Origin of the sequence: Pantoea sp. Cr_R13 (assembly GCF_029222565.1) — a bacterium.
GTDB lineage: Bacteria > Pseudomonadota > Gammaproteobacteria > Enterobacterales > Enterobacteriaceae > Pantoea > Pantoea eucalypti.
This window is the reverse complement of the sequence record NZ_JARHXL010000018.1, coordinates 87,101-98,632: the sequence shown is the minus strand read 5'-3', so window position 1 is coordinate 98,632 and position 11,532 is coordinate 87,101. Positions and strand designations below refer to the sequence as shown.

Sequence of the window (11,532 nt, the reverse complement as noted above, 5' to 3'; positions counted from 1 at the left end):
GATAGTCTTCATGAAGCACCTGCAGGTTGCAGTTGGCATCATTCGCAATGCCAATAAACAGATTTTCCTTGCCCAGCGCGCATCGACCTCTTACATGGCAAATAAGTGGGAGTTTCCTGGCGGTAAGATTGAAGCGGGCGAAAGCGCTGAACAGGGACTCATAAGGGAGCTCCAGGAAGAAACCGGGATCGATGTCACCGAGGCTCGCCCAATTGGTCATGCAGATCACAGCTATGACGATCTGCGCGTAACGCTGCACTTCTTTCTGGTTGAAGGGTGGAAAGGGGAGCCGTGGGGTAAAGAGGGACAACCGCAGCGCTGGGTTGATCAGCATGCGCTGGTCGCGGAGGAGTTTCCGCCGGCGAATCATCAGCTGATTGCGCGTCTGGTCGCCGGCGAACTCTGAGTGGATGGGGCAGCGCGCCCCATCCTGTTATCAGCGCTCTTCTTCACTCCAGTTGTCACTGTCGTTCATATCGTCGCTGCTGGGAATGCGTTTCTCTTCTGCGGCCCACTCACCTAAATCGATGAGCTGGCAACGCTTACTGCAAAAGGGGCGCCACGGGCTGAGCTCATCCCAGATGACATCTTTGCCGCACTGCGGACAGGAAACGGTCATGACTTCTTGCTGCATGTTTACCTCTAACAACAGGCCAATTGGAAGTTAAGGCGGGCCGGAACTTCACCGCGCTCACTATCAAATGGCATAAAACGAATGGCGTAGCGGCTTTTATGTCCGGACACCTGTGGATAGAGGGCATCGTCCAGCGATAACTGCAATCGCAGCAGATCGGCACCCTCGGCATTATCCTGATAAAAACCGTTCAGACTGGTCTGCATATGGAATGCGCCGGACTGGCGGATCAGATCCAGTACCATCGCCAGCGCATGGTGCAGGGGCGCGAGCGTCTGCATCCAGGCTTCGACCTGCGCATCGCGTGTTTCCTGCGGCAGATGGAGCCAGATGTGCAGGCCTGGCAAATCAAAGCTGCAGCATCCGCCGGGAATGCTGAGTCGCTGGCGCACCAGGGCAATCAGACGATCTTCGCGGAGTTGCTGTCCCATACGCGGGGCATTCATCAACTGCGTTGACTGAATTTTAAGTTTATCGTGCAGAGCATTTACCAGCGTCATGTCGACACCCGGCACATCAGCCCAGGCACGTAATTTTTGCTGCTGACGCTCCAGCTCTTTCAACAGTTCAGTCCGCATATCGCCGCGCTCGAAAATGTCGAGCAACTCGCCAATCAGGCGAAAAAAGGTCAGCGCATTAACGGTTTTATCCAGTGGCGTGGTTTCATCTAACTGATTAATCAAAAATTCAACCCGCAGCCAGGTTCGCATTTTTTCATTCAGTGGGTGTTCAAACAGAACTGGTGTACTCATGGTATTAATCCTGTTTCGTTGCCGCCAGCCTGAGATAGCGCTGATGGAGTTCGGCAACCTGTGGCAGGGCGTCGTCGGGCTCGCCGCTGTTATCAATAATGTCATCGGCACAGGCGAGGCGCTGCTGGCGCGTGGCCTGTGCGGCAAGAATACGTTTCGCCTGTTCGACGGAAAGATGGTCACGCTGCTGAGTCCGCGCTAACTGCGTTGCCTTATCAACATCCACCACCAGTACCCGATCAGCCTGGTGCTGTAATTGATTTTCCACCAGTAATGGCACCACCCAGAGCACATAAGGTGAGGTGGCCTGGGCGATCAGCTGTCGCGTCCGGGCGTTTATCAGCGGATGAAGCAGTGCGTTTAACCAGCTTTTCTCTTCCGGCTTCTGGAAAATAATGTCGCGAAGCTGTTTACGATCAAGCATGCCCTGCTCCGTCACTATCGACGCGCCATAGCGCCTCTCTATAGCCTGCAAAGCGGGCGTGCCGGGTTCAACAACTTCACGGGCAATCAGGTCAGCATCAATAATGTCCACGCCAGACGCGGCGAATGCCTGGGCAATCGTACTCTTTCCACTGCCGATTCCCCCTGTAAGCGCGACGATATAGGGCATGTTTCTCACCTGACTTCTTTTTCGACATGGGTTCAGGGTAATGATCTGACTAAAAAAGGCAAAAATGGGTGTCAGATCACACCGATAAATCACAACTAAATTTAACGGATTGTAGCGTAAATAAAGTGAAATTCGCAGTCTTGTCGCACAGCGAGAGGCGCGTATCATAACGCCACTGGAGCTGTGCTTACTTCGCGAACGACGATTCGTTGCCACTTACCAGGACACTATTTATGCGTATTGAAGAAGATCTGAAACTGGGCTTTAAAGATGTCTTAATCCGTCCCAAACGCTCCACGCTGCAAAGTCGCTCACAGGTTGAGCTGGAACGCAGCTTTACCTTCAGACATTCGGGCCTGAGCTGGAGCGGCGTACCCATCATCGCCGCCAATATGGATACCGTCGGCACATTTTCGATGGCCGAGGCGCTCGCCAGCTTCAATATCCTTACTGCAGTCCACAAACATTACAGCGTTGATGACTGGCGCGCGTTCATTCAGCGCGTGCCTGCGACATGCCTTAAACATGTTATGGTTTCCACCGGCACTTCAGAGTCCGATCTCAGTAAACTGGTCGCCATTATGGCGCTGTCAGACGATCTGCAGTTTATCTGCATCGACGTGGCCAACGGTTACTCACAGCATTTTGTCGATTTTCTGCAACGCGCGCGTGAAACTTTCCCCTCTAAAACAATCTGTGCCGGTAACGTCGTCACGGGCGAAATGGTGGAAGAGTTGATTCTCTCCGGCGCGGATATTGTCAAAGTGGGCATTGGCCCGGGTTCGGTCTGCACAACCCGGGTAAAAACCGGTGTAGGTTATCCGCAGCTTTCTGCCGTTATCGAGTGTGCTGATGCGGCGCATGGTTTAAGCGGACAGATTGTCAGTGATGGCGGTTGTTCAGTGCCGGGGGATATCGCGAAAGCCTTTGGCGGCGGTGCTGACTTCGTGATGCTGGGTGGCATGCTGGCGGCACATGATGAGTGCGAAGGGCAGGTTGTTGAAGAGAATGGCGAAAAATCCATGCTCTTTTATGGCATGAGTTCCGAATCGGCGATGAAGCGTCACGTTGGTGGTGTTGCGCAGTACCGTGCGGCAGAAGGCAAAACGGTCAAGCTGCCCTTAAGAGGTCCGGTGGCGGAGACAGCACGCGATATCCTGGGTGGGCTGCGTTCCGCCTGCACTTACGTAGGGGCCGAGCGCCTGAAAGAGCTGACCAAACGCACGACCTTTATTCGGGTTAACGAGCAGGAGAACCGGGTTTTCAACCGATAGCCATCCGGGGCGCAGCGTGCGCCCCTAATGCATCGCATCACCCAGCCCGAAGACCGGCAGATACATGGCAATCACCAGTGTGCCAACAATGCCGCCAATCACCATCATCATCATCGGTTCCAGCGAAGCCGCCAGTGTGTCAGCGCGCTCTCGCGTTTCGGCCTCATGCCATTCAGCCAGACGTGCCAGCATCAAATCCAGGGCGCCCGCCTCCTCACCGACGCGAATCAGCTGACCACATAATGGCGTGAACAACGGATGCTGCATCAGCGCCTGATGCAGAGGACTTCCCTCAGCAATATGTTGCTGCAGTCCGGCTATCGCGTCCCGCCAGAGCAATGAGGAGAATGTTACCTTAACGGCGGATAGCCCCTGTAACAGCGTTAACCCGGCGCTCTGTGTGAGATGCAGAATGGTATAGATCTGCGTCAGTTGTGTGCCGCGCCACAATCCGGAAAGCAGCGGGATGCGCAGGAAAAATGCCTGCTCACGGCGTTGCCAGCCCTCAGATCGTCGTCGCAGCTGATGCCATCCAGTCAGCATCAGCGAGACACCCAGGGCCAGCACACCTCCCCATTCCTGAAGCGCGGCAGATAACTGCATTACCGCTGCGGTAAAGGCGGGCAGGGGCGCATCAAAGGCGTCATAAACCGCAACGAACTCCGGCAGCACGAAGAGCAGCATGCCGCAGGTGACAGCCATCGCCACCAGCAGAATAAAAAGAGGATAGCGCAGCGCTTTACCCACCTGATGCCATAACTGCTGCTGGCGGATCTGCTGCTGAGCCAGTTCGCTGCAACAGACATCCAGCTGACCGGTGAGCTCACCTACCTCCATCAGGGACGGATAGAGTGCCGGAAAGATCTGCGGCCATTCACGCAAAGCCTGTGAAAAAGGCGCACCGCTGAGTACCCGATGATGCAGAGCTAGCATCAGGGCCCGCCAGCCAGCATGCGGCTGCCCCTCCGCCAGCAAAACCAGACTCTCTGCCAGCGGCAGGCCCGCTTTGAGCAAGGTGGCCAGCTGGCGAATGAGATCGGTTTTGTGCTGCCACTTCCAGTCCGTCGGACGCCAGACTTTTTCACGCTTCCAGCTCACCGGCAAAAGATCACGCTGCGCCAGCATCAGCAGCAGATTGTCACTGTCGATAGCCAGTAGCTGACCGCTGAGTAACTGACCCTGACTGTCGACCGCCTGCCAGCTGAATAAAGAGGCATTAGCCATCGTCCAGCCCAATCACCCGTTGCATCTCCTCCAGGGAGGTATCGCCCCGACTTACCGCTTCTAAACCGGAAACCAGCAGGGTGCGCAATCCCTGCTGTTTCGCCAGATTCAGCAGATTCTCCAGCGGCATCTCGGCGGCGATCGCATTTTGCAGTCTGGCATTAATGGGCAGCAGTTCAAACAGCGCCAGCCGGCCAAAATAGCCGGAAAAGCAGTGGTCGCAGCCTGGGGCACGCCAGGTTTGCAGGGTGCCAGGCCAGAGTTCCGGAGGATAGTGTGCCACTGCCTGAGCAGGCTGACGGCAGTGAGGGCAGAGGCGTCTGACCAGACGCTGAGCAACGATCAATTTCAGTGCTGACCCAAGCAGATAACCGGGAATTCCCATCTGTCGAAGCCGGGTCAGCGTCTCGGCGGTGGAGTTAGTGTGCAGCGTGGAAAGGACCAGATGTCCGGTTTGTGCTGCTTTAACCGCAATCTCTGCCGTTTCGGCATCGCGAATTTCGCCCACCATGATGACGTCGGGATCCTGTCTCAGCAGCGCCCGCAGCACGCGGTTAAAATCGAGCCCGTTTTTAGCATGGATCTGTGTCTGATTGATGCCCGGCAGTGGGATCTCAATCGGATCCTCAACGCTGCAGAGATTTTTTTCAGGCTTATTCAGCGCACTAAGCCCGCTGTAGAGCGTGAATGTCTTGCCGCTGCCGGTGGGGCCCGTCACCAGAATCAATCCCTGCGGCTGGGCCAGCGCAGCGCAGAACAGACGTAGCTGCGCAGTGGGTAAACCGAGCTTATCCAGTGACAGCGCCGCGCTTTCACTCTGCAATAGCCTGACTACGGCTTTCTCCCCGCCGTAGATGGGCAACGTGGCCAGACGAAACGAGGCGGGTTTACCGGCGATCTCCATGCTGAACTGCCCATCCTGCGGTAACCGTCGTTCGGCGATATCCAGCCCGCCGAGAATCTTCAGTCGTGCCAGCAGCGCCGCAGGTTGAGTGGCAGGTAATGAAGAGAGCGGATGCAGTACGCCATCAATGCGCAGTCGCACGCGTAAACCCTCGCGGCAGGGTTCGATATGCACATCGGAGGCGCGGCGTTCGAGTGCCTGACGCAGGATCAGCTGTGTTGCCTCAATCGCTGACTCTGCGGGCGCCTCTTCACGCGCCACCAGCGGTGTGTCGGCATGCCGAAGCTGGTCGAGCCGGGCCTGCGGCCAGCATTCGATCTCAATCTTACACTGGCTGGCAAAATGAAGCGCTTCAGACAGTCCGGGCGGCACGCTTTCTGCGACGGCCACACGCAGCTGACTGGCATCATGGTGTAACACCAGGGCGCGATAGCGCTGACATAAAGCCGCGATCGCTTCATCAGGCTTGTTCATCGCTGGCCCCTTTATCCGCAAAGCGGAACTGATCCTGACAATTGTCGCGCAGGCTATTGTTGCTACTGGTGCAACTGCGTTGCCATCTGATGCCGCCATCCGTGCTGTCCCAGACCGGCAGCATTTCAACGCTCAGGCCATTGAGACTTTCCTGGCCAGTCAATGCAATCACACCGTTGGTCACGCTCAGTGCCGAGACATAGCGCGATCCTCTGGCTGCCGGAATGCCCGCTTCTCCTGCATGACACTGGGTTGGGCCACCACGCTCCATGGCGCAGAGCTCTACCGCAGTTTTAAACGGCACCATTGTTTGCAACATGTCGGTGAGGGCAGCGCGCTGCAGATAATTTTGATAAGCGGGCAGGCCGATGGCACTTAAGATCGCCACAATACCGACCACAATCATCAATTCAACCAGCGTAAATCCACGTTGATGATTCATCACATCGTCTCCTGATTAAGAAGGCGACAGGTTAAAAATCAGTAGCAGTAAAAGACAGTCAGAGAGGGGAAAACTGGAAAGTGTGGTGTGAACAGATTTCAGGATTGCAGCGCAGTCGAAACTGCGCCGGAAGCGGGGTCGCAAAATCGCCGGGCCGGGTTACGGTAGCGCAGGCTACTTTTGTTTGAAACGCATCGAGAGATCCAGCGCCCGCACATGCTTGGTCAGTGCGCCAACAGAGACATAGTCCACGCCGGTCAGAGCGATCTGTGGCAGGGTTGTTTCGGTAACGTTACCGGAGACTTCCAGCAGCGTCCGACCCTGGTTGATGTCGACGGCGGTACGCATTTCTTCCAGGCTGAAGTTATCCAGCATCACAATATCGGCTTCGGCTTCCAGCGCCTGACGCAACTCTTCCAGTGATTCCACTTCAACTTCAACCGGCACATCGGGTTGCAGCCATTGCGCTCTTTCCACTGCCTGCGCAATTGAGCCGCTGGCAATAATATGGTTCTCTTTAATCAGGTAGGCATCTGAGAGGCCCAGGCGATGATTGCTGCCACCGCCACAGAGCACGGCATATTTAAGCGCGGTCCGCAATCCGGGCAGGGTTTTACGCGTGTCCAGCAGCTGTGTCTGGCTTCCCGCCAGCAGTGCGACATAGCGGCTGACTTCGGTGGCAACGCCCGAGAGTGTTTGCACAAAATTAAGCGCGGTACGCTCCGCAGTCAGCAGCAGTCGGGCAGGACCCTCGATTTCAAACAGCAGCTGGTCTGCCTCGATCTGATCACCATCTTCGACATACCAGCTCAGTGTCGCGTGCGAGCCGAGTTGAATGAAGATTTCTTCCACCCAGCGTTTACCACAGAAAACACCCGCTTCACGGGTAATGACCTGCGCATGAGCCTGGATATCGGCAGGTAACAACTGGGCAGTAATATCCCGGTCAGCGTCGATCTCTCCACCAAGATCCTCTTTTAACGCCAGTGCAACCGCATCCGGGATGTCACTTTCAATGCGTTTGATGAGTGCCTGACGGCGGCTGTCAGGATCATAACCACGAGATGACATAGGTGTTTTACTCCAGAACGAGAAATGACAGAGGGTGACACAATAGCCTGAACCGCCATCAGGTTCCAGCAACGAATCGTATTTTGTTTAGTATCCTTAACACGCAGCGTTGTCATATGACCCAACCGGCACACTAAGAGGCAAGAATCCTTTATTATTCATGCTATTCTCAGCCAGCTGAAACAAGGAAAATGGGTATGAAAATCGAACAGGGCTGGCTGACCGGAGCGCGTCACGTGCCGTCAACGCATTGCAATGAACGGCCAGACAATGAAGCGCCTTCACTGCTGGTGATTCACAATATCAGCCTGCCACCCGGTGAATTTGGCGGGCCGTGGATCGACAAGCTGTTCACCGGCACACTTCCGCCGGATGCTCATCCCTATTTTGCGGATATCGCCGCGCTGAAAGTCGCGGCACACTGCCTGATTCGTCGTGACGGGGAGATCGTGCAGTATGTCCCTTTTCATAAACGTGCCTGGCATGCAGGCATTTCGCAGTTTGAAGGACGTGAAAACTGCAACGACTTCTCTATAGGGATTGAGCTGGAAGGAACAGACAGTGAGCCCTATAGCGAAGCGCAATATCGGGCCCTGCAGCAGGTTACCCTGTTGCTGCTGCAGCATTACCCGTTAACGCCTTCACGTATCACGGGGCACAGTGACATCGCGCCGGTACGAAAGACCGATCCCGGACCTGCTTTTGACTGGGACTACTACAAACAGCTGTTAACGCAGCAAAAATCCTGATTTTTGCGGAGTCAGTATGACGTTGTTTACCTTGTTGTTGGTTTTAGGCTGGGAGCGCCTGTTTAAACTGGGCGAGCACTGGCAGCTCGAACACCGGCTGGAGCCGATTTTTCGGCATCGCCGACATTTCTCCATGATGCGTACTCTGCTAATGACTGTGCTGGCGATGGCGCTGACTGCGCTGGTCATCTGGGCGCTGAAAGGGCTGCTGTTTGGTATACTGCAATTACTGTTCTGGATCGTCGCCGGCTTGCTCTGCATCGGTGCCGGTTCGGTGCGTCAGCACTACCATAGCTATCTGAAAGCAGCCAGTCATGACGACGACGCGGCGCATCAGGCGATGGCGGCTGAGTTGACGCTGATTCATGGCGTGCCGGTAGAATGCAGCGAACGCGAGTTCCTGCGTGAACTGCAGAATGCACTGATCTGGATAAACTTCCGCTTCTACCTTGCGCCGATGTTCTGGCTGGTGGTGGGAGGGCCGTGGGGTCCGGTGCTGCTGGTGGGTTATGCGTTTCTGCGAGCCTGGCAAGGCTGGCTGGCAAAACATGGTACACCGATGGCGCGTTCGCAGTCTGGCGTGGATGCGATACTGCATCTTCTCGACTGGATCCCGGTGCGGCTGGCGGGGGTGGCTTACGCGCTGCTGGGCCACGGCGAAAAAGCGCTGCCTGCGTGGTTTGCTTCGCTGACTGATCGTCACCGTTCTCAGTATCAGGTGCTGACGACGCTGGCGCAGTTCTCCCTGTCACGCGATCCGCACACCGATAAAGTAGAAACGCCACGGGTTGCCGTGGCGTTAGCGAAACGCACTTCACTGGTGCTGGTGGTTGCCGTTGCGTTGCTGACGATTTACGGCACGCTGGTGTAATCGGCAGGTGGCACGCCAAAATCGGGCGTGCCATCTTCCCGCCAGCTGAAATATTTCAGTCGGGTGTGGCGGTTCGGATCCCACAACGGATCGCCCTCAATTTCAGTGTAGTTACGCGCGTGATAAACCAGCACGTCGCGTCCCGCCTCATCCTGGGTAAAACTGTTGTGGCCTGGCCCATACTGATGGTTGTCCCAGCTGGATACAAAGACCGGGCGTGCCGATTTTTGCCAGGCGGTGACATCAAGCGGATCGGCATCAGCGGCAATCGACAGTATCCCCAGACAGTAATTTTCATCGGTAGCGCTGGCGGAGTAGGTCACGAACAGCCGATCGCTGTGACGAATCACCGCCGGACCTTCGTTCACGCTAAACCCTGCGCACTCCCACTCATATTCTGGCCGACTCAGCATCACCGGTGTACCTTTCAGCGTCCAGGGATTCAGCAGCTCAGCCAGGTAGAGATTAGAGTTGCCGGGAATCACGGGATCTTTTTGCGCCCAGAGATACCAGTTTTTGCCCTGATGTACGAAGTGCGTGGCATCCAGAGAGAAGCTGTCGAGCTGGCTGAAAACCCGGCGGCAGGGCTGCCATTCGCCCTGCAATGGATCTGCCGCCTCACACACCAGCGCATACATCCGGTGCTGAAACAGTCCCTCTTTGATCTCCCGCGTCGGCGCTGCTGCGAAATAGATAACCCACTGGCCGTCAATGTAGTGCAATTCGGGTGCCCAGATTAACTCGCTACAGGGGCCGCTATCAGGCTTGCGCCAGACCACGACCGGCTCGGCGCTGCGCAGACCAGCCAGCGTTGTGGCGCGTCGGATCTCCAGCCGATCATACTCCGGTACTGATGCCACAAAGTAGTAGTGCTGCTCATGGCGAAGGATAAAGGGGTCGGCGCGCTGCTCAATAAAAGGATTCGGCAGGATTGCAGTCATTTAACATCTCCGGTTGGCGTAGCAGCACCGTCGCGCAGGCGAACAGTGTGTAACTCGTGGAAGTTTTCGCGGCGCAGCGCGAGATCCTGCTGAATAGTAATCATCATTTTGCGGTCGACCTTCATCAGCCGCACCACGCCGGCGGTAATCAGATAGCCGACGCCCGGAATGATGGTGAAGAGCAGCATGATGCCGTTAATCGCTTCAGGGGACTGCTGTTTAGCACCCGCATTGTAGCCATAGATCGACAGCAGAAAGCCGACCATTGCACCGGCCACTGCCAGTCCCACCTTGAGGAAGAACAGGTTGCCGGAGAAGCTGATGCCGGTGATGCGCTTGCCGGTTTTCCACTCGCCGTAGTCATCCACATCCGCCATCAGCGACCAGTGCAGCGGAGAGGGAATCTGATGCAGGATATTCAGCACAAAGTAAGCCACTACGACCATCACCGTGGCGTGAGGATCGATCCAGTAAAAGCCGCAGGAGAAGAGCGCCAGCGCGATATTGGTCCAGAAGAAGACTTTGAGTTTGCACCAGCGATCGGTGAGCAGTTTCGCCAGCGTGCTGCCGAACATCATGCCAATCACGCCCAGGCTGATAAACAGCGTGGCGAAGTGCGTGGACTGACCCATGACCCAGGTGACGTAATACATGGTGGCTGCCATGCGGATGAAGCCAGGACAGACGTTACAGAAAGTCAGCAGCAGAATGCGCACCCACTGGTCATTCTTCCAGACGTCACGCAGATCTTTTTTCAGGTCATCATTGCTCGGTACAGCAGGGCGGATACGTTCACGAACTGTGGCAAAGCAGAACAGAAACATCGCCAGACCAATCGTGGCCAGCACCGCCATCGCCATCTGGTAGCCGCGCGCTTTATCTTCACCCCCAAACCACTCCGCCATCGGCAGCAGCGACAGAGAAAGTATCAGCGTGGCGATACCGACCATGACAAAACGGTAGGACTGGCAGGAGACGCGTTCACCGGGGTCGTTGGTAATCACGCCACCCAGCGAGCAGTAAGGAATATTAATCGCGGTATACGTCAGTGACATCAGGAAGTAGGTGACGAACGCCCAGATGACCTTGTTGTGATAGGTCCAGTCTGGTGTGGTGAACATCAGAACGCTGAAGACCACATAGGGAACGGAAACCCACAGCAGCCAGGGACGAAAACGGCCCCAGCGACTCTGGGTGCGATCGGCGATGGCGCCCATAATCGGATCGGTTACCGCATCCAGCACCCTGACCGAGAGCAGCAGGGTTCCTACCAGCGCCGGAGCAAGGCCGAAAACATCGGTATAGAAGTAGTTCAGGAACAGCATGATGGCACCGCCAATCATGTTGCATCCGGCATCACCCATGCCATATCCCAGTTTTTCCCGAAACGGGAGGGCTGTACCTTTCATGGTTTATTCCTGCGCATCCAGTGTGAACAGGAAGTATTGTCAGGAAATCAGTGAGATGAACGGGAGTAATTCGTCATGAAGATGGACAAAACAGGTGCGGGAAGAGAAGTGTGAGCTGGATCGGGCATCAGAGGTACGTGCTGCAACCTCCCTGAGAGGTCGCAGCACGTAGTC

Annotated in this window: 13 protein-coding genes; 4 read left to right on the top strand and 9 right to left on the bottom strand. The window is 55.9% G+C overall.

Going from position 1 to position 11,532, the window contains the following annotated elements; translation table 11 throughout:
* Window positions 1-10: 10 nt before the first annotated feature.
* On the top strand, window positions 11-406 hold the full coding sequence (mutT, locus tag P2R09_RS17425; RefSeq protein WP_003854730.1) for an 8-oxo-dGTP diphosphatase MutT: 396 nt from the start codon (window positions 11-13) through the stop codon (window positions 404-406).
* A 30-nt stretch (window positions 407-436) separates the two neighbouring features.
* On the opposite strand, the gene yacG is transcribed toward mutT, so the two are convergent.
* The 3 genes from yacG to coaE are packed head-to-tail and all read right to left on the bottom strand — an operon-like array spanning window position 437 to window position 1,999.
* A complete protein-coding gene (yacG, locus tag P2R09_RS17420; protein ID WP_003854728.1) occupies window positions 437-634 on the bottom strand; it encodes a DNA gyrase inhibitor YacG in 198 nt (65 codons plus the stop codon).
* Window positions 635-642: 8 nt separating this feature from the next.
* Window positions 643-1,386 carry a cell division protein ZapD gene (zapD, locus tag P2R09_RS17415; RefSeq protein ID WP_275771561.1) on the bottom strand — a complete coding sequence of 248 codons (744 nt, stop codon included), beginning with the start codon at window positions 1,384-1,386 and terminating at the stop codon, window positions 643-645.
* A 4-nt stretch (window positions 1,387-1,390) separates the two neighbouring features.
* A complete protein-coding gene (gene coaE / locus P2R09_RS17410; protein WP_275771559.1) occupies window positions 1,391-1,999 on the bottom strand; it encodes a dephospho-CoA kinase in 609 nt (202 codons plus the stop codon).
* A 233-nt stretch (window positions 2,000-2,232) separates the two neighbouring features.
* On the opposite strand from coaE, the gene P2R09_RS17405 reads away from it, so the two are divergent.
* Complete coding sequence (locus P2R09_RS17405; RefSeq protein ID WP_008925582.1) at window positions 2,233-3,273, top strand: GMP reductase; 1,041 nt, start codon at window positions 2,233-2,235, stop codon at window positions 3,271-3,273.
* 24 nt (window positions 3,274-3,297) lie between these two features.
* Here P2R09_RS17405 and hofC read toward each other — a convergent pair whose 3' ends face one another.
* From hofC to nadC, 4 genes are all read right to left on the bottom strand, one after another.
* Window positions 3,298-4,497, bottom strand: a complete 1,200-nt coding sequence (gene hofC, locus P2R09_RS17400) for a protein transport protein HofC (protein WP_110411652.1) — start codon at window positions 4,495-4,497, stop codon at window positions 3,298-3,300.
* Entirely contained in the window at window positions 4,490-5,875 is a 1,386-nt protein-coding gene (gspE, locus tag P2R09_RS17395; RefSeq protein WP_110411651.1) for a type II secretion system protein GspE, read from the bottom strand. Before gspE ends, hofC begins: the two co-directional genes overlap by 8 nt.
* A complete protein-coding gene (gene ppdD / locus P2R09_RS17390) occupies window positions 5,862-6,317 on the bottom strand; it encodes a prepilin peptidase-dependent pilin (RefSeq protein WP_003854719.1) in 456 nt (151 codons plus the stop codon). Before ppdD ends, gspE begins: the two co-directional genes overlap by 14 nt.
* A gap of 174 nt (window positions 6,318-6,491) precedes the next feature.
* Window positions 6,492-7,388: a carboxylating nicotinate-nucleotide diphosphorylase gene (gene nadC, locus P2R09_RS17385; RefSeq protein ID WP_275771556.1), complete on the bottom strand. Its 897-nt coding sequence runs from the start codon at window positions 7,386-7,388 to the stop codon at window positions 6,492-6,494.
* A 197-nt stretch (window positions 7,389-7,585) separates the two neighbouring features.
* Between nadC and ampD the strand changes: the two genes are divergently transcribed.
* Window positions 7,586-8,137: a 1,6-anhydro-N-acetylmuramyl-L-alanine amidase AmpD gene (gene ampD / locus P2R09_RS17380; protein ID WP_008925586.1), complete on the top strand. Its 552-nt coding sequence runs from the start codon at window positions 7,586-7,588 to the stop codon at window positions 8,135-8,137.
* A gap of 16 nt (window positions 8,138-8,153) precedes the next feature.
* The gene (gene ampE / locus P2R09_RS17375; RefSeq protein WP_003854716.1) at window positions 8,154-9,008 is read left to right on the top strand and encodes a beta-lactamase regulator AmpE; all 855 of its coding nucleotides are present in this window, start codon (window positions 8,154-8,156) and stop codon (window positions 9,006-9,008) included.
* On the opposite strand, the gene P2R09_RS17370 is transcribed toward ampE, so the two are convergent.
* Window positions 8,990-9,949: a family 43 glycosylhydrolase gene (locus P2R09_RS17370; protein ID WP_003854715.1), complete on the bottom strand. Its 960-nt coding sequence runs from the start codon at window positions 9,947-9,949 to the stop codon at window positions 8,990-8,992. The genes ampE and P2R09_RS17370 overlap by 19 nt on opposite strands.
* Window positions 9,946-11,358 carry an MFS transporter gene (locus P2R09_RS17365; protein WP_275771553.1) on the bottom strand — a complete coding sequence of 471 codons (1,413 nt, stop codon included), beginning with the start codon at window positions 11,356-11,358 and terminating at the stop codon, window positions 9,946-9,948. The genes P2R09_RS17370 and P2R09_RS17365 overlap by 4 nt, the downstream gene beginning before the upstream one ends.
* Between the last annotated feature and the right edge of the window lie 174 nt (window positions 11,359-11,532).